We start from the raw sequence: 21,351 nt of genomic DNA, 5'->3' as shown, positions 1-21,351 counted from the left end.
AATGGCAGGGGTTTTTACAAGGAAAACAACATGTGTTTTAGAATTTCAACTTTCAAGAACAGAACGTTGTGGCTTTTAGGCATTTTGTGGCTTGGTATATTTGCCACTTCTGCCTACGCTCACGGCGTGGCGGCTGGAGATCAGGCTTTTATTGAGCAAGCCAAAGGTGTACAGCTGTTACCGTTTATTTACCTGGGGGCGAAACACATGGTCACCGGCTACGACCACCTGCTATTTTTGGCTGGCGTGATCTTCTTTTTATACCGGATGAAAGATATCGCAGTGTATGTGACTTTGTTTGCTGTTGGTCACAGCGTGACGCTGCTTGGCGGTGTGTTGAGTGGTTTTCACGTCAATCCGTATCTGGTTGATGCACTGATTGGCCTGTCAATTGTGTACAAAGCGCTGGATAACATGCAGGCGTTTGACAGCTGGTTTGGCAAAAGGCCGGATCCAAAATTAATGGTGGCTTTATTTGGCCTTATCCATGGTTTTGGCCTTGCCAGTAAAGTGCAGGATTTTGCTCTGGATCCAGATGGGTTGGTTGGCAACATGCTGGCCTTTAACATCGGTGTTGAATTGGGGCAATTGCTGGCACTGGGGCTTATTTTAATCCTGATGAATTTCTGGCGTTTGAGCCCTTCATTTCATCGTCATGCTTTTCGTTCAAATCAAGTGCTGATGGGCGCTGGTTTTGTTTTCTTTTTTTATCAGTTAACTGGCCTGTTTGTGGTTGTATAAGGAACTGTTATGAACTCATTGATTGAAAAAAACACACCAAGTAAAAGATCATTGTTTAAAGCGACTGCTTTGGCAGCTATGGTTGCTGCGGTACTCACTGTCAGCTTTATTCTGCCAGCCGAATACGGCATCGATCCAACAGGTATCGGTAAACTAACAGGTCTGACAATAATTGCCGAAGCAGGCAATACTGAAGCTGATGTACAAGAAGTGCAACCCGAGCAAGCGACCGAAGGCAATCTGCTTGCCGGTGCTGGTGTTAGCCCGGTCAGCAAACAAAAGACTGAGCTGAAAAGTAAAACCATGGAGTTAACTTTAGCGCCTGGCAAAGGTGCAGAGCTCAAAGCCAAAATGCTAAAAGGTCAGACGATAGTGTTCAGCTGGACATCGCAAGCACAACCTCTATTGGTAGATATGCATGGCGAAGAAGTGAATGCGAAAGCCGATGAATACACCAGTTACTGGCTGGAACGCGCGCAAAGCGCTGGTAGTGGCAGTTTTGTCGCTCCATTTGAGGGCACCCATGGCTGGTACTGGAAAAACAAAGGTACCGAGCCTGTCACTGTGACCGTCACAATCCATGGCTTTTTTGCCGATTTTTATAAACCTTAACCCTCCATAAAGAGACAATGAAGATGAAAAAACTCACTGCTTTAATTCTTGGTTTTGGCCTGACTCTGGCATCACAACAAGTGCTGGCGCACAGTAACCATGCGGATGTAGAACCTATTGACCACGCTGAAGCCTCGGCAAAAGCACATCAGGTACTGGAAAAACTAGTTGTCGGTAAAAAACTTGGTGATAGCTGGAAAACTGCAAAATCCACAGACGTCAGCCCGAAAAAATCGCATCACGGCGATACCGTCTGGGTGGTCAGCTACCTGAATGGCGAAGAAAAAGACACGAACAAACAGAAGCTTTATATCGTGCTCGATGAAGTCGGAAATGTTTTATCAGCTGAGCACAGCGAAAAACTGTAAGTAGCACAAGCGATCTGGAAGAGAGGCTGACTTACTAGTTCGCCTCTCATTTTATTGGGTATCCGGAATATCTGGTTGATCTCTGGGCATCATGGGGAGGTAACAACTCCCCACTTCATCGGATTTCTTGGTTGATATCTCACTCAGGCCATTAAGGTGCCTACAAAGCCTGGAACGTTTATAGACAATGGCAATTACATGGCTTGGAGAGAGTGCGAGACCAAGCTAAATGCATAGCTACTTTCTCGCCCGTACCAAAACCGACTATTTCGGCCCAGCCCGCTCAATCGGCTAATCTTATACTGGAGTCAGTATTCTCCGGACCAGTGCGACAGCGCTGTGGCTCGACTGTAATGTGTACCAAGGTCGGACACTGAGCCTGAATACGCTGCTTATAGAAGGCTGGCGACTCGGGAGCATGCGAAACGATCGAGACAATGGCGGCGTGAATATTTGGACCAATGGCCCAGAGGTGCAGATCGCTGATTCGTGCATCGTCATTCTCGATGGATTGCCTGACGTCGTGCTCCAAGTCGCTGCACTGTTGATCAAGCAGCACGCGAGAGGTGTCTTTCAATAGATGCCATGACCAGCGAGTGATGAGTAACGCACCGACGATCCCCATGATCGGATCCATCCAGTTCCAGCCTGCATACTTTCCGGCCAGCAAGGCAGCAATCGCCAACACCGAGGTTAAGGCATCGGCGAGTACGTGGAAGTAGGCCGCTCGACGGTTATGGTCATGATGCTCATGCTCATGCTCATGCCCATGGGCGTCGCCGTGGTCGTGGTCTTCCCCACCTAGTATCCATGCCGATACTCCATTGACGATCAAGCCGATGACGGCGACAAAAATAGCTCCATTGAACGAAATGTCGACCGGGTGGATAAATCGGTCAATACTTTCGATCACCATATACAGGGCGAAACCTGCCAGTAGGACCGCGCCAGTGAAACCGCCTAGCGCATTGACCTTACCAGTGCCAAATGAGAATTGTGTATTGCCTGCATTGCGGCGAGCGTATGCATAGGCGAAGGCTGCAATACATAGAGCCACAGCATGAGATCCCATGTGAAGGCCATCGGCCAAGAGGGCCATCGAACCGTATAGGAGGCCGGCCAGAATTTCCCACGCCATCATAACGACAGTTAGAGCGACGACGATCAGTGAGCGCATTTCACCGGATTTTTTAAGATCTTGACCAAAAACATGATTGTGTTGCCATTCTTCGAGTCTGTGACCATGCATTCTAAACTACTCCTAGTTAATAAAAATTAAGGTCAGCAAGACCAATGAAATGAGAACGGTTGATGACGAAGCCCTACCACGAGCACCCTATGCTTTAGTTCGGGACGGCTAACCATATTCACACAAGCAACCTGACCAAGAGGGCAGCAGAGAGGATCCAGATGGTGATAAATACGCCTGCCGCCATACGGCTTACTGGATATTCGGTTGCATTAGCGGCAGTTTTTCGGAGCTCGTTCATTACCTCTGGAGGGATAAGCTTCACGACCAGCATGATTCCCAGCGGCACAATGATGATGTCATCCAAGTAGCCAAGCACGGGAATGAAGTCAGGGATCAGATCGATGGGCGAGACCGCGTAAGCCGCCACAACCAGCGCCAGGGCTTTTGCAATCCATGGAGTGCGCGGGTCACGTGCGGCTAACCAGACTGCGTGCACGTCTCGTTTGATCGCTCTTGCCCAGTGCTTGGTACTCGAAAGATTAGTCTTCATAGTGATCACTTCCTAACTCTACTCGTTCCCGACGCAGATCAAGGCCAACGTCCTGTCATCATCAGCAAAGCCGCCAAGCCAACCCCGAGCGCTGGTATCTTCTTTATTTCCTTTCATTTGTTATCAGCTTCTACGTGAAAAGCTTCGCTATGACCTACTTGAGGTAGGATTTGATTACCTGCAATACCGCTTCCAAGTCTTGTTGCCGCTGCTCCAACTCGGGTTCCCTGACGACGTGATCAGTCAAGTGCCCCTCAATGATCGCTGCCATCAGTCCATTCACCGCCCCACGAATCGCGGCAATCTGTTGCAGAACAGCCGTGCAATCGCCTTCCTCGTCGAGCTGCCTTTCCAATGCCGCTGCCTGCCCCTGAATACGACGAACGCGGGTTAATAGCTTCGCTTTGTCTTTGATCGTATGCATGCGGCTTTCCCTCTAAGTAGCTTGAACTATACTGGTGTATAGTATCAACCTATGATAGGGGATAGTATTCTTGTTTGCAAGAGAGGAGAGGTGGATGAAGCTCGCCAATGTGACACTCGGCAGCCGTAAGGAGTGTGCCGCATGACCGAAATGCCCGACAACATCCTACACCTGCCTGAGTACCAGGTGCTGGGCAGCAAATACACCGACGACGAAATGCACTTCCAGGTGTAGACGCGCCCGATCCCATCGCCTGCAAGGAATGCGGCGCTCAAGGTAAGTTCGTGCGGTTCGGCAAGCGTGACGTTCCCTATCGTGATCTGCCCATCCACGGCAAGCGGGTTACCCTCTGGGTGGCACGGCGCCGGTACACCTGCCGGGCCTGCAAGACGACCTTCAGGCCCCAGCTATCTGAAATGGTGGACGGCTTCCGTATGACGCTGCGGCTGCATGAATACGTGAAGAAGGAATCCTTCAACCACCCCTACACCTTCGTGGCGGCCCAGACCGGCCTGGACGAGAAGGCGGTGCGCGACAACTTCAACGCCCGCGCCGAATTCCTGAGGCGCTGCCACCGCTTCGAGATGCCCCGCATTCTGGGCATCGACGAGCTGTACTTGAACAAGCGTCTTGACCAACATTCAGGAGCGAACCCTGCTCGACCTGCTGCCCACCCGCCGTCAGGACGTAGTGACTGCAATCAATATCAGTCACTTCCCCAATTAATTGTCTATTAATTCATAAATTAGTGGACGCTTCAAAATTCCCCTCCTATACTGTCTATTAAATCGTCAATCATGTAGTTAGTAGACACTTTGTCTACTATTCGATTTAGGAGACATCCTGATGCGTCTTTTTGGCTATGCCCGCGTTTCAACTAGTCAGCAATCCCTCGATATTCAACTGAAGGCTTTAGCCGAGCATGGTGTTGAACCACACCGGATCTTCAGTGATAAGGAGTCTGGCAGTCACCTCGATCGTGCAGGATTAAAAACGCTGTTGATGAAGGTGGAGAAAGGCGACCTGGTAATCGTCAAAAAACTCGACCGGTTGGGACGTGACACCGCAGACATGATCAACCTCATCAAGGAATTCGACAACATGGGGGTATCTGTTCGTTTCATTGATGACGGGATCAACACAGAAGGCGAAATGGGCAGAATGGTTGTCACGATTCTGTCAGCTGTTGCCCAGGCAGAGCGACATCGTATTTTGGAACGGACAAATGAAGGGCGGCAGGAGGCGAAAGCCCGTGGGGTTAAGTTTGGCCGGAAGCCAAAGATTGATCGGGCAAAGGTGTTGCAGCTGAAAGCTCAAGGAAAGTCACCGACACTGATTGCTAAAGAGCTAAAAATTGGCCGTTCAACAGTGTATAAAATTATTGGGAATACGTAGCGTTTTGATTGAGTCGGTAGCCTGAAAGGCTAAGCATCCTCCCAGAACATATAGGATGTTCGGTCTAAACAAAGGCCATATTCAGCGAGTCTCTGCTGCTTTTCTTCCCGCTCTTTTTCAGCTCGTATGGCGACTAGCCACTGAGCATTGGCAACCGCAGGCTCTTCAAGTAATGCGTGAAAATACGCTGCATCGACGGATGATAGTGAATGCCCTAGCACAACGACCTTTTCAACTGAAGTAAGTGCGTCAAATGACGAGCTGTATCTCGCTATGATGTCTGCAGAATTTTTGAACGTGGACGAGAAGTAGTCGTCGATGATGTTGTTTGCCTCGACCTGCCTGGTATCGACCTCTTCAATGTCTGGACGATCATTCAAAGACTGGCGGGACTGCGGGTCCCACGCATGTCCCAAGACCAGTTCGTCATTGGGTTGTGCAGCGCGGCCGTGAATAAACAAAATGTGACTTGGATTGACGCCGTAGACGCTGCTCAGGGTGTCGGTGTAATTGAATGTTAGAAACAGCGCCTGCGTATCCACGTGCGACAGCAGTTTGGGGGCATTATACCGTGTTGGTATCGGAAGTTTCCTTACCCAATCAGCGAACAATGCGTGGAGGTTGGTTGAAAGTCTCTCCACTACATTTGTTACTTCATACTGGAAGTCATGGTGTCCTGAGTCACTCCAATCATCATTGCTGTACGACGTCATGTAATGGCCTAAGTTCTCTGTTAGCTGCTCTGCGTCCAGCTCAGCGAGTGCAAGCTCCAAATCACCCCAGTTCTCATCCACTGGCAGATATTCTTCGACTTCTCGGTAAACTTCCTGAGCCATCTGTGCTGCATACTTCTTGAAGTCTCCTAGGCTGGACGGGATTCCGTGCCAGAGGTCAAAACCGTTGCCGATAATGTAAAGTTTGGTTTGATTCATAAGCGTTTTTAGCCTGAGAAATGTCGATTTTTTTTGAGGCAAACACTTTAGCAGTTTTAGTTCGTTCCTTTTTTATATGCACAACAACTTTTGGGTGATTTTTTAACCTCATTGTGGTTGTATTGTATACAGGGAACTGAAGGTGGTTGTATGGAAAGAGAAATTGACCTGAAAGCTGCGATAAACGCTATTTCTGATGTTGTGCAAAATCGGCCACGACCGCTCCGGGAGCTTGACCAGATCTACATGAAAACTGGAGATATGGTCTTACAAAGCGAGCTAATTGCATACTGGGCACGTGATAAAAAGCTTGCATTTATAGGTGATGGCGACGCTATAAGTATCAGTATTGCTTATTTGAAGGCCCGTGGCATCCTCGATTACGGCCCGAGCGAGATAACAGTTTTCGATTTCGATGAGCGGATCTGCAATGCGGTCCGCAGATTTGCAGATAACGAGCAGATTGATTTTCTGCATTCTCGTTTGTACAACTGTATAGATCCATTTCCTGCTTGTGGTCAATTTGATTGCTTTTATACAAATCCCCCATGGGGAGCCAGCAATGGCGGTGAGAGTGTGAATGTGTTTGTTGGGCGTGGCATGGAAGCTGTGGGATATCGTGGCGAAGGTGTGATTGTCATTGCAGATGACGAAGCGCTCAGTTGGCCACAGCAAGTGCTTGCGTCAGTTCAGATGTCAGCTCTGAACAATGGCTTTTTCGTACAGCAAATGACCCCGAGGCTGCATTCCTACCATTTGGACGATGCTCCCGATCTGAAGTCCTGCAATCTTTTCATAAGAAACATTCCTGGAGTTTTGGGCCGAGAAGGCGAATCTCTGCCAGTCACAGATGAAGCTAAATTGGCGAATTTCTATGGCAGTAATCAACCGCCCACGATCCACTACGTGAGGGAAAAAAATCGTGTTGATTATGGTAAGGCAAATAACGACGAGTATAGCTTTGAGTTGATTGAGAAGGACCGATAAGTATGGGGATCGAGTTGTCGCCTGGTCAGGGTGTATTGTTCATGAAAGTTGGAGTACATGCACAAGAGAGCCTTGAAGAGATCATCAAAAGAAAAAAGAAAGAGATCGATGATACTGGAATGGCTCTATGGGGGTATGGAGGTAACACTTGCCACCCAAGGACCATGGTGCAACCGTTTGCAGAGGCGTTTGCGTTAAAAGGCCAGCCGATTCATTTAGTCATGCAAAAAATGAAATCCAAACACAATGCTGCACCTGCCAGAGCGCAACAGTTTTCAGTTGATGGGAAGAGCTGGCAAGACATTCCTGAAAAGATAAACGCCTTAGGCTCTCACTATGCACTAGTGCTTTCTTCGTTGTATGCACAAGAACTGATTTTGCCACCGAGGAGAACTGTGATCGCGCTCGGGCCAAGTCAAGGGAAGGTAGGTGCTGATTACATCAGAGGACAAGTTGATAAAGGGTGTTTTGAGCTTTCAAGGGATGTTGATATCCCTCCTGAACCAGATGAGCCAGTCATCCAGATTAGTTTAGTTGCTGAGCTGGCCAAGCCTTACGCCGTATTTCTGAAATGACCACCGGCATATAGCAGCACATCACTTGTTTCAACACAGAGCTAATTGGGCATGTGTTGGAGCACGATGGTTGACGGATTCTGTCGCTTGTTTTCGAATCAGTTTAGCCAGTTGTAGCCAGGTATCGGTGCTTTCGGCTTTATTTAGTCGAGAGTACATCAACATCATTTCGGTTGTCATGACGACCGGGTGTGCCAGTTTAACAAATCCGTCCGCATAGAATTTGGCGCGAAATTTCACATTGTAGTCTGGCACAGTAGTTTGTGGCTGCTCTGCAACTTTGACCAATGAGGTTACTTGTGAAGCGCCAACAGGGTTGCCTGTGGTGAAATTGCAAACATGCTTGGCACTAAATGCCAGCTCAACTTGTTGATCCAACAGGCTGTGCTCCGAGTAACAAATCAAAGCGTAATGAGCCTTTTTACCTACACCGCCACGACTTGTAATTACGATATGGTTTGGTAGGTTTTTGAGCGTTCCTGAAGCATCATAATAACTTGTCCAAATCAGCACTTCGGATGGCGCGGCATCAATCTCTTTTGCAGCGCTTTTCATCGGGGTAAAGAACACCTCAACTTCATGATTGGAAGTTTGTCTTGCAATGGTTGGCGCTTTACCGAGTGAGCTGCCTATACCCCAAGCAAACACTCCTTCACCTGCAATGCGCTCCAGTTCTTTACGCTTGATGATGACGTCAAGTTCCTGCCCCGCCTCAGCTCCCATTTTTGTCCAACAGAACACATTTGGTAGCAATGTTGGCTGACCTGCACTTTGCGATTGTTTACATGTTGAGTTTAACACCTTAAACTCCATTTGCGAATTTGCGGTTTATGATATCAGGGTAAATGCAAAAATACAAAAATGGATGGGTATTAATTCGACCCATATTGGAAAAAAAATTACGGGAGTCTGAAGAGAGTGCTGCTGTTATCTCGAAGAACAGCGGCGTTAGCTATTGGGCTGTCAGTCGTGCATTACGGGATGGTGTAAAGAACTACAGTCATCGAGCGGAATCGCTGTGTGATTATTTTGGAGTTTTAGTCGATAATTCCGCAAAACCGCAAAATGATGTGTTGCTGGAGCTGCATCAGGTTATTGCCTCTGTTTGGGATGGTACTGATGCACATGCGAAGCTACTGATGAACTTGATCAAGACCACAGGTTCATACAAGATTGAGCAGCGATGAATGTGCTGACATGCCATAGTTTATGAATATTGCTGGGAGAGGCTTTTGAGCCAAAAAAGTTACACGCAGTCACTTGCCAAATCGACTGGTTTATCGGAATCAGTGATCAATGCTGCTTGGCCAACATGGTGGAGTGATGAAGCCCAGCACTCTCCGTCAGCTCAAGCCGAATTGAAGTTCTCACTTGCTCGTAAATTAGGACTGGATCCGATGTCATTAATATCGGATAAGCCTAAGTTCATGTGGAGCAAAAATGCCAAATTCAAATCGTTTTCGGGAGATACCCTGAACGAATCTCCTGCGATTTCTTCGTTTGGGGTGTCATTGAGCAAACTGCTGTTCCAAGCGACGCCCGATAGCCGCAGTTTGAGGGGATATTCAGCAGCAGCGATCCGAGAGGCTCTTTTAGCCAACACAGAATATAACTTCATTCAGCTTCCTGACTTATTGAGTTTACTGTGGGGTGTTGGTATCCCTGTTGTACATCTTCGCCTATTTCCGTTAGCTGCAAAGCGAATGTCAGCAATGTGTGTAGGCGCAAATGGGCGTTCTGCAATTTTATTGGCTAAAGATGCGAGTTACCCAGCTTCCATTACGTTCTTCTTGGCGCATGAATTGGGGCACATCATCCTTGGACATTTACCTGATGAAGGTGTTGTTATCGATATCGATGACACGGATCAGCAACAAATGTTTTTAAAAGACGAGGAAGAGCGAGAGGCAGATCGGTTTGCCTTGGAATTATTGACCGGCGATCCTGACTTTGAGGTGCTGAAAGTAGGTCATGGGGATAATGCAAAGGAACTTGCTGAAAAGGCGTTAACGGCAAGTCAATCAAGGGCTGTTGAGCCAGGGGCTATTTTGATGAGTTATGGCTATTCAACGGGAGAGTGGGCCGTGGTCAATTCAGCGATGAAGTATGTATATCAACAAGGACGTCCTGTCTGGCAGGTTATCAATACGCTTGCCATGTCTCAGTTGGATAGTGAAGCCTTGTCGGATGACAACAATGCTTATTTGATGGCGGTTCTCGGGAGTGGTTCTTGAGCCGTGCTGCAGTAGACAACGATGTATTGCTTAAGCTGTGTATATACAGTCTTCACGGCTTGCTTAGGTCTGACCCCATATGCGGCATTCAGGATATGGCTTGCCTTGGTGTAGCACGATACCTTCTGCCGAAAATAGTTGGCAAAAAGTCCACATCACCCTCCAAAGAAGTTGTTTTACAAAACATTGATGAACTGTTAGCACAAATGGCCATTATTGAGCCGACTCAAGAAGAGCTGGAGCTTGCTGCGAGCTTTGAGTCGTCTGCAAATGAACAGAATCTGCCATTGGATATTGGGGAAAGTCAGCTGTGTGCAATAGTCATGAATCGTTCCTGGGATTATTTACTGACAGGCGATAAGAGAGCAATTTCAGCCATCGGGGCGTTACACAATACTAATAAACTGCAAGGACTGGCTGGAAAGCTGATTTGCCTTGAGCAAATTTTCTTGTATTGGTTGAAGTCGAATGATGCGTTCATCCCAATACGTGAGTGCGTTTGTGCTGCTCCTGAATGTGATAAGGCGCTGTCGTTATCCTTCTCATGCCGTTCGCAAGCTCTAACGCTCGACAGTTGCACTGAAGGACTTAAAAGTTACGTTAGGGACGTGAGGCGAACAGCTAATGGGCTGTTGTTACTACAAGGGATTAGTGTTGACTGAGCAAGAAAGTATTATCCGCTATTGGCACGCTGTAGAGTTGTTGCAGCCGCAAGCAGCTCCAAAATTGACGAAACGCAGCGGTCCTTATGCAGCCTTTCTTCACGATATCCCTATTGGGCAACCTATCTCTCCATGGTCAGCCGCAAGTATTTTGTCAAAGCAGCACTTGCCCAATAATCGTGTCTGGAGTCACACACTTTTCGCTCATATCTACGATAGCTGTCGTGTTGCTGAACAGCTTAATGCAGTGTTCGGGGCTGAACAGGGCTATAGTGAGCCACAGTACCGAGAGTCCGCTCTGTTCGCTGTGAAATTCAATATGGCGGGTCGGTTGGTTGATGATAGTTTCGTCCTCTCCAGCGAAGCATGGTTTCTGGGACGAGTCTTGACTGGTAAGGACTGGACGAGGGGATTCGAGGACGATCAAAAAGCCATAAGCGATCGGGCAAAAGAGCTGCTCGATGGACAGGTATCCGGCGAGTTGTTGCGTGAACTGAACCGTTGGATTCTCCAATACATCGGCATCGATGATTTCTTTGGGGACATGGACGGCAAGATGTTTCGTTTTCGCTCCCAGCCAGTCAACCCTAATAAACCAGAGTCAGAAGACGATCCTCTCAATAGCTTCCTGCTTGGCGATCTTGCTGCGGTCGCCGATAGCATCAGAAACGGCGAGAAAAGTGACCCATTAAGTCGCTATCTACACTTGCATGATCCCAAGCTGCGCTTGAATGTAGATCATGACAACGAATCGCAATCGTTAATTGAACGCCTGATGCCTGACGCTTACGCTTTGGGCTGTTGGCCCTCAGAGCGGCACTTGGGGCTTGTCCATTCCCAACAACTTGCAGTCAACACAATCCTCGACACACGCAGCGATTCCCAAGGGTTGTTAGGGATCAATGGTCCACCAGGCACTGGTAAAACGACCCTGCTTCGCGACTTAATTGCCGCAATTGTAACTAGTCGGGCTGATGCTTTATCCAAGCTTCGCCGTGCATCCGACGGTTTTGACGGTGGCGGACGCGAGGTGGCCAACAATGCTGGTAAGCAAATAGCTTGCTTCAAGCTCAATCCTGCATTGTATGGTTTTGAGGTCGTCGTAGCGTCTTCCAACAATGGCGCGGTGGAAAATGTCACACTTGAATTACCCCAGCGCGACAAGATCGACGAGAGCTGGTTGCCCGAGGCAGAGTATTTTGCGGAGTTAGGCGAACTCGTAAGTGAGAAGCCCGCGTGGGGATTGATATCGGGAGCTCTCGGGAGCAAGTCGAATCGAACCAAATTTGTACAAAGCTATTTTTATGGCCAGCGTCCCTCAGGGAGCGAAAAGAAGTCCGACACTGAAGCTGGCGATGAATCCTCATTGGGAGTTGAAAATGGCGACGTCACAAACGTGTTGGGTATTGCCCCTTCCAATATAGAGAACAATGTTGATGCAAGCGTGAAGTCCTCTGATGCATCGTCATCCAAAGACGTTCTGACAAAAGGGTTTCTTGGGTGGCTGAATGCATGCGCGGATATCAATAAAACTCGTTCACCAGAACAGCGGCAAGGCTTGTGGCAGCAAGCCATCGACGATTATGAAGCCGCAAAAGCTGATGTTCAAAAGCGGAGTGCCTCTGCCTGTCGAATACGCGAAATGCTAGCGGCCTTGTACGATGTCAGAATACAAATTGCGGAACAATCTAACGCACTGTGTCTTCTCGAAAAAAAGCTGGTTGATGTATGCGATCAACTCTCTCGATTGGATGCTGAAGAGCAGCGTCCTGCCATAATGGCATTCCAAAAGTGCTTGTCTGCACTGAAGGCGCATCAAGCATGTAAACCGGGATTTTGGACGAATGTTTTCAGTTTGTGGGGCGTGCAGCGAAAATGGAATTCTGAGCTGATACTACTGGAAACTCAGCATCATATTGCAAAATCTGAGTTCGGGCGGATAGAACGACTCATTCAGCGGCTGAGCCCATCTCAGCAGATTTTGGAAAAACAAATTGCCGAAAAACGATCTGCACTCGATCAGTTGCGCAATCAGTGCGAAGTACTAACAAAAGCTGCGATTGACTTAGCGAGGGCTAGCCAAGCCAAACACCTGCTTACCTGGCTTGAAAGTGGTGCTATTGGTCGGGGTGATGACATTGAATTGGCGGAACCCTGGTTGATTGAAGGCTGGCGCCAAGCACGAGCCAAGGTTTTCATTCAGGCACTAAAACTTCATCGGATATTCTTTGAGCTTGAAGCTGCCCGCATGCGTTCCAACTTGTTTCTAATTAATGGCATGTTGACAGGCTCCAGCTTTAAGGGGTTTTCCCGGGAGGCAATCCGTTCGGCATGGGCTTCGTTGTTCATGGTAGTTCCGGTGTTGAGTAGTACTTTCGCTTCGTTCTCACGTTCATTTGGCTCATTACAGGCGGGTGATATCGGATGGCTGCTTGTGGATGAGGCTGGGCAGGCAACACCTCAGGCAGCCATTGGTGCGTTGTGGCGGTCTCGGCGTGCTTTGTTGGTAGGCGACCCTCTGCAACTCAAACCTATTGTCACGGTTTCCGACGCCGCGCTCGAACACATGCGCACGCGCTATCAGGTTGATGCTCACTGGCTTCCTAATCGACAATCCGCACAGACATTGGCCGATGAAGCAACCCGTTGGGGGCGTATGGCGGGACCTGCAGAGAGTAAATGCTGGGTAGGTTTACCACTGGTTGTACACCGCCGCTGCGACAGACCGATGTACACGTTAGCGAACCGTATCGCCTATGACGGAGCTATGGTCTATGGAACTCTTGCTCCACGCCCGGACAAGGAAACGCCAGCGAGCCTCCCATCAGGGTGGATCCAGGCTAGCGGGACGTCAGAAGGCAACTGGGTGCCGGCCGAAGGCAAAGCTCTGGAAGAGCTGCTTGAGCTGCTTAAACAGGATGGCGTACATGAAAAGGATATCTCGGTCATCACCCCTTTCAAAGCCGTTCAGGAGAACCTCAAGCGTTTGCTCCCCGACAAGATGATTTCCGGTACTATCCATACCATGCAGGGAAAGGAAGCGTCCGTAGTTATTATGGTGTTGGGCGGGAACTCGGAAAGTTCAGGTGCCCGTAACTGGGCGGTGTCGGAACCGAATCTCCTTAACGTCGCGGCGACGCGAGCTAAGCGACGCTTTTATGTGATTGGTGATAGGAACGACTGGGAGAACCGGGCGTTATTTTGTGACGTTATGGATCTGCTGCCATTACAGGCCGTTCAGATACCGGAGCAGGAAATAATACCTTTTTCACAGGAACCATCTACTGAGCTCGTTGAGGCTGTTGTGAGGTATAATTGAGCCGTTGAAATAGGAAACCCCATGCTGCAGTGCTAAATTAATTTTGGATATGCTCAAAATAAGGTGTAATAAAATAAAACTTTTTACATGAAATTGATTCGGGCATCGCTGCCAATATCGGCGGCCATTTCATGACTTGCTGCTTTTCAGTATGATATATTCTTGATCTAAAAATGGAGTTGATTTTGGGTATAGATGTATCAGGGCAAAAAGTGGTTACCTTCAACCCTAATCATGAATATCGTCTGGTGACGTCGCCAGGGAGAAATCCCAAAATATCCTCAAGCCACGGTTTGAAAATACAAAGTATATATAGACGAACAAAAGATGGCGACTCTGCTCGGGATGGTAACCCATTTATTTATGCTCTCAAGTCAATAAACGGATTTTCCATTTCTCTCAATGAGCTACGTAAATTTAAACCAAGTTTTGATACGATTCTTCACTCCGTTCTGCAAGGGAGCCAATTTACAGCGGTTGTGCCTATGCCGTCATCTCATCCAATAGCTGTGATTCTTGCCAGACGGATAGCAAGGAAAGCTGGTTGCCAATTGGTCCCTCAATTGTTCATGAAAAATACAGTTGGAAATATCGTTCGGTCGTTTAATTTGGCTAATGTCAAACCTAAGGACTTGAAGGGTGTGAAGAGTCAGCTTGCAACTTACAATAAGTTGTCGCCTCAGATTCCAGTGACCTTAAAAGAGATTGATGTCAAAATAAGACCCTATTTTGCACCTCTGGTCATAAATCCGCAGGTCACACATATCCCTAACGGTAATGTTCTAATTGTTGATGACCTAATTTCATCGGGGACTACATTACGGCATGCTCAGTCATTACTTTTGTCGTCGGGTGGGCAATGCAGTATGGCCGTGTGTCTACTGAGTTCGTTATAAAATAATGGTTGACGACACACCGGTTAGTTACTAAGATCACATCAGACCAAGCATACGTCCCTTGGTCTTTAAATATGAGGCACTGGGTTACTGGTGTGGACCTGCGCAAGCACTTAGCCAAAGTCAGCTCGTAAGGAGCAAATTAATGGCTTGAGATGGCAGCAGCTTCTCCAACTAAGCAGTTGTAAAATGCGTTATGGGGACTCGAAAGAGTCCCCTCCTTATTTATAGCAATCCCACTTTTAGCTGTTACTTAGCCTCATTTCATTCATTCTTTCCATTAAAGAAACGAGTTGCTGAACCACTCCCTCATCGAAGTCTTCACGGTCTTGCTCTTCATGAGTACCTTTATTCAGATACTGCCACACGGAATCTGTGAGAATCTGATCCAATGCATCTACTAATGGTTGCTTATCCACATGCTCGAAAGCTGGTGACTTTTTCAATTTTGCCCTGAGGCCTTCGCACAAATTTCGCAGCGAGGGTTGGTCTCCCACACCTGCAAGCTTTACGCTGATTACGCTTAGCTCATTCTTCCCCAACCATCTCCAGATTTTGTTCGCTAGCATTTCTAACGCCTGTCTGCATGGCTGTAAAGCGCCACGATGATCTCCTCTATCAACAGCGGCTCTGGCGTTTAAAAGATAGGCTTGCGGTGGTAAATCCCTTAATACCCGTGGGTGATGATTCCCAGTGTGATGCCGGAATGTGTAGGATACCCAGTCAGCTCTATCAACATGGTTCTGTATGTCTTTTATGAATTCATTACTGTGGCAGGTCACAATAATCTGCGTATTGGCAAAGCGCTCGCTCTGGAACAGAGCCTCTCTTATTCCCTGGCGATGCTCATGATCGATAGCATTAATCGCATCATCGAAGATCACTGTGGGAGCCTGAATGTTACAAGCTTTTGCTAACAGTATAGCCAGCCCCAAACACCTGACGTGTCCTTCACTGAGAACCTGTAATGCATCAACCCTTACTTGAGGGGCGCCTTGGAAGCTCAACTCGATACGACCTTCCCCTGTAACAGGAAGATGTAGTGAAGCCAGTTTGTCCTCCATGGCATCACGGACGTTAAATTCGTTGTATAGGTCCATGGCTAAGTTGTTCAGGCCTGCCATCAACGTACCCGGCAACTCCGAGCGGTAATGGCGCAGTAGGCGCAAGAATTCATTGTAGGCGATCTGAATCCTTGTATCTGCAGCAATGCGTTCCTGTTCCTCAGCAACCGCAGCAATCAGTGCGGCGTTCTGGGTTTCAAAGGTTTCGATGCGTTGGCGAGCACTTGCAGTGGCTTCGATAAATTGTTGACGTTGAGTCGCATGTTGAACCAATTGGATGCGGGCTTCAGAAAGACGATCACGTTCAGCAATCAGTTGGTCACGCTGAGCAAGGTTTTGCTGAGCAACGACATCCTCATTTTCCAACTGACGGGCGTAATTGACCGCCTGCTGTGCCAGTGACACCCCACCAGCAACAGGTGCGTATCCTGCCTTCCACCATGCTATTCCATGTTGAACTCCCGGATTTGCAATATAGCGCAAAACTTCAGATTCACTATCGACCGTTGCTCCAACACGTTGAGCAAAATTGGCGAAGTAAGCGCGCAAAGCATCTGCTGCGATCTGCCTCTGAGTAGTTGCGACTTGGTGCCGCTGCTTGAGCTGGGTCAGTTCACGGAGCTGTTCCAGGCCATTGGCAGCTTTTGCAAACGGATCGACATGAACATGCTGTTCTCCAACAATTGCAGTTTCACAAGCCGGACAATGGTCTGGAGACAATGCCTGTAGTTCAAGAACTGCAGTATAAAGTTCTTGGTATGCGGCACTATCCTGCTGCAGTGCAAGTTGACCCGCCAGGTCCTCGACTAACTTTTGAGCCTCATCAGCTTCGTGAAATAACGCAAGTAGATCCTGCGCCCGGATACCGTACAAGGCTGGTGCAGGTTGATTCAATATTTCTATCAATTCCTGTAATCGACCCGGAGCTTCGACAGAACCGACCTTTTGCTGCAACTGAACATATGTCAATCTGGGTTGAAAAGTCTCGGCGTATGTCTGTTCAGCTTGATCAAATGCAGCAATACCGGCAGCCTCACCTGTAAGTAGCTCTGTGTCATTTGCGATAGCTTGGCGTCTGCGCGCAAGCTCTGGGCCATGCAGAGGCTGAAGCGATAATTGCGTATCAATGGACTCATTAAAGTGGCCTACAAAATCATTGAAGTCGTCCATACCGAATAGCGCTGCTATCAGCTCTGTCTTTTGGCCTGCCGGTTTAGCCGCTATCCTGGAGAAGGCGTCAATACGGTTCTTCTCAATGAAGCAGAACCGATACGCATCGGCATCCGCTTGTACGGTAACTCTCTGTCCTTGCGAATCCAACGCAGTCAGCCGAGGTGGAACAAACCGACCTTCATGGATGTTGCGTAGGTACTGGGCGGCATCAATACGCTTTTGTGCACCCTCGTCTACAGCGCCGAGAAGGGCAAACTCAAGCGCCTCGCAAAGACTCGTCTTGCCGCTGCCATTGGGGCCATAAAACAAAACGATGCGTCGTGTAAGATCAAAGTCCTCGGCACTCCGAAAGCCTCGGAATGGTCCAAGGGATAGGTGGCACAAGTTCTGCCACATCCATCCATCGCCCATTGCTGTGTCGTCAAGCTGAGGTAGGCTTGGATCCGTTACCGTGAGGTGCTGACGCGCTAACTCAACTAAGTGTACAGAACGCTGACTTCGATGTCGGCTAGTCGCGCTGACACTCTCAAAGTTGTCCAGGACTAGCCGTCCAAATCGGCGAACATCCTCAGCTATTCCATTGTCTTCCTGATGAAGCCATCGAATAAAATGTTGATAATCGTGTTCTGCTGATGCCACTTTTACCTCCGTTGTATAACGCTCTTCAGTCCACTTCTACAGCGCAAGATGGCTTTGACCCTATAAATTGTACACTCACTACCTTATCACCAATCAGAACATTCTCAAGGCACAATAAACATGAGTTCCCCATAGGCTCGCTTATGGTATTTTGCAGCCTTAAGAGGTTTAAATGGTTTGCTTGCATATTCAGTAGCGACGCCAAAAGTGAGCCTGAAGGTGACCGACTTGCAATAAACCCATGTAACATAATAAAAGTTTTGTTTTCTTGCGGCGTTTTCGTTGCTGGGAGGCTTGAGTGTGTACTTACACTACTTCCCAGACATGTATATGAATCACACCCTAGATCTGACCCTCTCCATGATGGCGATTGGGAGGATGATCATGGCAATACTTACTTCAAAAACATCGATGGCAACCATTATGACCAAGCGGGCAAAAAGTGGAATGAGTAAGTACCACTCTTTGCATCGCTCTGAAGCATAATTCAAGCAGTCGACTATCTACCCGCGGCTGACCCGATGTGTTATCAAAACGTTTGGTCGATTCATTGAGCCAACAGCTCCATGGAGAACTGCCAACTAGTAGACTTGTAGCATTAAAACGGGCCACAGAAGCAATTGAGGAAAGCTACCTTCACGATAGCTTTTATCAGCAGCGCATCTTATTTTTTTGATGATTTGCTAGGTTTTAAGTCAGGGTTATTCCCCGGTGTATTTTTGTTGTCACGTCGACGTTGATCTGGTTTACCTGTTGAATCAGCAATTGGTTTTGGGCCAGGTTTTAGAGCCATGATAGATATCCTTCAATGTTAAGAGCAAATTGCTCATATGGAGATATGTTGACTCTGTTGCAGAATATCAATGGCTGAAAGCAGCTTGATTTGTATAAAACATGATCAAATTCTGATTTGGATGGTCAGCGTTTGTGCTTGTTCGTGCCACTACACCTCAACTCTCGGGCGGACTCAGAAAGTACTCCTGTGGCAAACGAAACCAATTGCAGTATGCTTGTTCTGATCCGAGACGCTGAACTCGCATGCGTTTTACATTTGTATTAAGTCTATAAGGTTAAGCCGTGGCACGTATAGGAAGCTTATTCATTGCAGGCACTGACGAGTTTGATGGCCTCTACAAGTGTGGCATTTCCTACACGTTGTCGCAAAAGGCGCCGGTCTCGTACATTTACAATACTCAGGATGAAAATTGGCATGTCGAATTTGCAGCGGGTTCAAACGACGTCGTAGCGCGCACGAAGCACTCGATATCATATAACAATACCCAATCTGGTGGTTTTGCTGCCATCCAGGAAGCGCTCGATGTGTTCGCAGTAAAAGGAATTGTCTCCGCAAGTCTTGTAGACCCCGCGAGTTCCAGTGCTTGTGTTTATAGCGACAACGGAAAGTCCGTGCTTTCAGTTTATGGATTGTGCGACTTCCCAATGGCAGTCAGTTTAAAGGTTACTCAAACGGATGCATCCGGCAAAGTGATATACCCCGCGCCTCCTCCTGAGCCTGTTTGGAATGAGTCGTTCCGATATTACCGTCTATCGCAATGCTCAAATGACTTGTTTGACGCCTATCGGAATCTCTTTTTAGCTCTTGAAGCACTACTCAACTCTATTTGTAAACATAAGAGCTCGGAAAAGGAAGGTGCTTGGTTACATCGTGCACTGACAGAAGTCAATGCAAGAGCATCGCTCTCTCAATTGACCCCAACGGGTAAAGAAGATCCTGTCTCTTACATCATTCGATCCCAATACAAAGATGTTCGTTGCAAATTGCAGCATGCAAAGTTTCCGAAAGCGCAGCTTCCACATGCACAACCCACACCACAGGACGTGAAGCAAGCATATTCCGAGCTGGTTCTAATATGGCGGCATATTGCCGGGGCATATTTCTCGGTACCTACAAGTGGTGGCGTAATAACGTATGTCGGCTTCTCGAAGATGATGGCAAATGTATTTCATGGGAATGCCATAGTTTACTACACCATGGACAACACCGCTCCGGATAAAGATAGTACGGAAGTTAGTCCTAGTGGGGATCCTTCGTGGGAGTTTGGCTTATCAAGGTATACAGGGCAGGTGAAGCCAGGAGTCGTTCGCATCATTGGAAAAGAAGCGGTAGCCGATAACCTGGAGCACTACAGCAAGCCAATACATAAGGTTTGTTTCACAGACAGCACGACGTTGTTCGGTATCGCACACATTGAATCAGGGCTGATGGTTTCGGGCGTGGATGAATGGGAATCTATTCACGACATCCGCCTGATCAATTCAACTCAACCACGGATTGAATTCAAGACCTGATCCAATAAACCTATGTAACATAATAAAAGTTTTGTTTTTTGCTGCGTTTTCGTTGCTCGGAGGCGTGAGTGTATACTCGCAAGGAGCAAGGGCGTTCAGTGTAAAAGTTAACTGGAACAACTCACGTGAGCGTAAAAATAGGTCATAATGAAAAACGGCTCGATTTGGACCGCTGAAACAAAAAAATAACATTTTAATTTTTTGTTTCAAACCAATCACTTAACAAGTATTCGTTGTGTGGCTACAATCGGTTGAGCCAATTTATAACGTAAAACCGTGTTAAAGCCCGATAGGTGATACTTTTGGTGAGGTGAGCCCTCAAAAGTGGCCAAAACCCAGTATTGACGGTGCTTCTAACGTTATATTTATCGGAAAGGTTAGTACTACCCTTCTAGGGATTTGCCCGGTCAGGAACGACCAATCAAAAGCCCGGCAATCGCCGGGCTTTTGTGCGTACAGAAAGTACGGTTTGGCGGAGCAGGGATTTCGCAACGGCCATCTATTGGCATTGCGCCTGATGAACGCAATGAACTCAGCGAATGGCCGGCGGGAAATGTGGTGTCCTGTACGTGGCAGCCAGTACGTGCTGCCCAGTACTTTTCTGCGATTTTGGCACGGAAAAAACATCGTGTCAGGCAACTCCGGGACGGATAATGTCAGATCAGTCACATTGGGAAGCGGTCTATAGCCGCAATGCCGCAGATGCGGTGAGTTGGTATCAGCAACAGGCCACGCGGTCGGGTTTGTTGATCACTAAATACTGTCAGTTGAATCAAAGTGACGTCATCGATATTGGCGCTGGTGCTTCGGTGCTGGCCGACACCTTGCTGGCGACGGGCGTGAAAGCGTTAACGCTGACCGATCTGGCCGAAGCCGCCCTTGCAGTCACCAAAAAACGCCTCGGTGATGCAGCACAGCGGGTGCATTGGCTGCATGGCGACATTCTGCAGACTGAACTTGCCGCTGATACTTATGATGTGTGGCATGACCGGGCGGTGTTTCATTTTATGATCAGCACCGCTCAGCGTCAGGCGTACCTGACGCAATTACACAAAGCGCTAAAACCGGGTGGCCTGGTTGTCATCGCGACATTTGCCACTGATGGCCCAGAGCGTTGCAGTGGGCTGCCGGTTTGTCGGTATGATGCTCAGAGCCTGGCTGCCGAATTCGGCCTTGAATTTGAAATACTCGAAACCGACTTTGAAATGCATCAGACGCCGTCCGGGAAACCGCAATCATTTTTGTATATGTGCTTTCGTAAAAGGTTGCGCTGAACCA

At 48.1% G+C, this 21,351-nt stretch carries 20 protein-coding genes and 1 pseudogene; 14 read left to right on the top strand and 7 right to left on the bottom strand.

Annotation, left to right across the window (positions count from 1 at the left end; genetic code table 11):
• The first annotated feature begins 30 nt into the window (after nt 1-30).
• From ABNT34_RS10810 to ABNT34_RS10800, 3 genes are read left to right on the top strand one after another with little or no spacing between them, the layout of a single operon-like run.
• Nucleotides 31-741 carry a HupE/UreJ family protein gene (locus tag ABNT34_RS10810; RefSeq protein ID WP_348731479.1) on the top strand — a complete coding sequence of 237 codons (711 nt, stop codon included), beginning with the start codon at nt 31-33 and terminating at the stop codon, nt 739-741.
• Between the two features lie 9 nt (nt 742-750).
• Entirely contained in the window at nt 751-1,353 is a 603-nt protein-coding gene (locus ABNT34_RS10805) for a hypothetical protein (RefSeq protein ID WP_348731477.1), read from the top strand.
• 23 nt (nt 1,354-1,376) lie between these two features.
• A complete protein-coding gene (locus ABNT34_RS10800) occupies nt 1,377-1,721 on the top strand; it encodes a DUF6488 family protein (RefSeq protein WP_348731475.1) in 345 nt (114 codons plus the stop codon).
• Between the two features lie 283 nt (nt 1,722-2,004).
• Here the strand turns inward: ABNT34_RS10800 and dmeF are convergent, their stop codons facing one another.
• The 3 genes from dmeF to ABNT34_RS10785 all read right to left on the bottom strand — a co-directional run bounded on the left by dmeF (nt 2,005) and on the right by ABNT34_RS10785 (nt 3,887).
• Nucleotides 2,005-2,970, bottom strand: a complete 966-nt coding sequence (gene dmeF, locus ABNT34_RS10795; RefSeq protein WP_348731473.1) for a CDF family Co(II)/Ni(II) efflux transporter DmeF — start codon at nt 2,968-2,970, stop codon at nt 2,005-2,007.
• Nucleotides 2,971-3,088: 118 nt separating this feature from the next.
• The gene (locus ABNT34_RS10790; protein WP_348731471.1) at nt 3,089-3,463 is read right to left on the bottom strand and encodes a YkvA family protein; all 375 of its coding nucleotides are present in this window, start codon (nt 3,461-3,463) and stop codon (nt 3,089-3,091) included.
• Nucleotides 3,464-3,617: 154 nt separating this feature from the next.
• Nucleotides 3,618-3,887 carry a metal/formaldehyde-sensitive transcriptional repressor gene (locus ABNT34_RS10785; protein ID WP_348731469.1) on the bottom strand — a complete coding sequence of 90 codons (270 nt, stop codon included), beginning with the start codon at nt 3,885-3,887 and terminating at the stop codon, nt 3,618-3,620.
• A 141-nt stretch (nt 3,888-4,028) separates the two neighbouring features.
• Between ABNT34_RS10785 and ABNT34_RS10780 the strand changes: the two are divergent.
• Nucleotides 4,029-4,583, top strand: a pseudogene (locus ABNT34_RS10780) (transposase family protein); the annotation flags it as partial.
• Nucleotides 4,584-4,733: 150 nt separating this feature from the next.
• Nucleotides 4,734-5,282 (top strand): recombinase family protein, encoded by a 549-nt coding sequence (locus ABNT34_RS10775; RefSeq protein WP_348731467.1) that lies wholly within the window; start codon nt 4,734-4,736, stop codon nt 5,280-5,282.
• Between the two features lie 29 nt (nt 5,283-5,311).
• On the opposite strand, the gene ABNT34_RS10770 is transcribed toward ABNT34_RS10775, so the two are convergent.
• Nucleotides 5,312-6,214, bottom strand: coding sequence for a bacteriophage abortive infection AbiH family protein (locus ABNT34_RS10770; RefSeq protein ID WP_348731465.1), 903 nt, complete (start codon nt 6,212-6,214; stop codon nt 5,312-5,314).
• A 150-nt stretch (nt 6,215-6,364) separates the two neighbouring features.
• Between ABNT34_RS10770 and ABNT34_RS10765 the strand changes: the two genes are divergently transcribed.
• Together ABNT34_RS10765 and ABNT34_RS10760 are read left to right on the top strand one after the other, a co-directional pair.
• Nucleotides 6,365-7,201 carry a bis-aminopropyl spermidine synthase family protein gene (locus tag ABNT34_RS10765; RefSeq protein WP_348731463.1) on the top strand — a complete coding sequence of 279 codons (837 nt, stop codon included), beginning with the start codon at nt 6,365-6,367 and terminating at the stop codon, nt 7,199-7,201.
• 2 nt (nt 7,202-7,203) lie between these two features.
• Entirely contained in the window at nt 7,204-7,776 is a 573-nt protein-coding gene (locus ABNT34_RS10760; RefSeq protein ID WP_348731461.1) for a hypothetical protein, read from the top strand.
• A 30-nt stretch (nt 7,777-7,806) separates the two neighbouring features.
• On the opposite strand, the gene ABNT34_RS10755 is transcribed toward ABNT34_RS10760, so the two are convergent.
• A complete protein-coding gene (locus ABNT34_RS10755; RefSeq protein WP_348731459.1) occupies nt 7,807-8,577 on the bottom strand; it encodes a hypothetical protein in 771 nt (256 codons plus the stop codon).
• Nucleotides 8,578-8,621: 44 nt separating this feature from the next.
• Here ABNT34_RS10755 and ABNT34_RS10750 point away from each other — a divergent pair, with 44 nt between their 5' ends.
• The 5 genes from ABNT34_RS10750 to ABNT34_RS10730 all read left to right on the top strand — a co-directional run bounded on the left by ABNT34_RS10750 (nt 8,622) and on the right by ABNT34_RS10730 (nt 14,887).
• Nucleotides 8,622-8,963 (top strand): hypothetical protein, encoded by a 342-nt coding sequence (locus tag ABNT34_RS10750; protein WP_348731457.1) that lies wholly within the window; start codon nt 8,622-8,624, stop codon nt 8,961-8,963.
• Nucleotides 8,964-9,008: 45 nt separating this feature from the next.
• Nucleotides 9,009-10,010: an ImmA/IrrE family metallo-endopeptidase gene (locus ABNT34_RS10745; RefSeq protein WP_348731455.1), complete on the top strand. Its 1,002-nt coding sequence runs from the start codon at nt 9,009-9,011 to the stop codon at nt 10,008-10,010.
• Nucleotides 10,007-10,672 carry a hypothetical protein gene (locus ABNT34_RS10740; protein ID WP_348731453.1) on the top strand — a complete coding sequence of 222 codons (666 nt, stop codon included), beginning with the start codon at nt 10,007-10,009 and terminating at the stop codon, nt 10,670-10,672. Before ABNT34_RS10745 ends, ABNT34_RS10740 begins: the two co-directional genes overlap by 4 nt.
• The gene (locus ABNT34_RS10735; protein ID WP_348731451.1) at nt 10,665-13,991 is read left to right on the top strand and encodes an AAA domain-containing protein; all 3,327 of its coding nucleotides are present in this window, start codon (nt 10,665-10,667) and stop codon (nt 13,989-13,991) included. Before ABNT34_RS10740 ends, ABNT34_RS10735 begins: the two co-directional genes overlap by 8 nt.
• Nucleotides 13,992-14,164: 173 nt before the next feature.
• Complete coding sequence (locus tag ABNT34_RS10730; RefSeq protein WP_348731449.1) at nt 14,165-14,887, top strand: phosphoribosyltransferase; 723 nt, start codon at nt 14,165-14,167, stop codon at nt 14,885-14,887.
• Between the two features lie 242 nt (nt 14,888-15,129).
• On the opposite strand, the gene ABNT34_RS10725 is transcribed toward ABNT34_RS10730, so the two are convergent.
• Nucleotides 15,130-17,520 (bottom strand): AAA family ATPase, encoded by a 2,391-nt coding sequence (locus tag ABNT34_RS10725; RefSeq protein WP_348731708.1) that lies wholly within the window; start codon nt 17,518-17,520, stop codon nt 15,130-15,132.
• 907 nt (nt 17,521-18,427) lie between these two features.
• A complete protein-coding gene (locus ABNT34_RS10720; protein ID WP_348731448.1) occupies nt 18,428-18,556 on the bottom strand; it encodes a hypothetical protein in 129 nt (42 codons plus the stop codon).
• 284 nt (nt 18,557-18,840) lie between these two features.
• Here ABNT34_RS10720 and ABNT34_RS10715 point away from each other — a divergent pair, with 284 nt between their 5' ends.
• Nucleotides 18,841-20,073 carry a hypothetical protein gene (locus tag ABNT34_RS10715; protein WP_296295361.1) on the top strand — a complete coding sequence of 411 codons (1,233 nt, stop codon included), beginning with the start codon at nt 18,841-18,843 and terminating at the stop codon, nt 20,071-20,073.
• A 653-nt stretch (nt 20,074-20,726) separates the two neighbouring features.
• Nucleotides 20,727-21,347: a class I SAM-dependent methyltransferase gene (locus ABNT34_RS10710; RefSeq protein WP_348731445.1), complete on the top strand. Its 621-nt coding sequence runs from the start codon at nt 20,727-20,729 to the stop codon at nt 21,345-21,347.
• The last annotated feature ends 4 nt before the right edge of the window (nt 21,348-21,351 follow it).

Origin of the sequence: Rheinheimera texasensis (genome assembly GCF_964031785.1) — a bacterium.
Lineage (GTDB): Bacteria > Pseudomonadota > Gammaproteobacteria > Enterobacterales > Alteromonadaceae > Pararheinheimera > Pararheinheimera texasensis_A.
The sequence above is the reverse complement of the archived record's forward strand: the minus strand, read 5'-3'. Positions and strand labels throughout refer to the sequence as shown.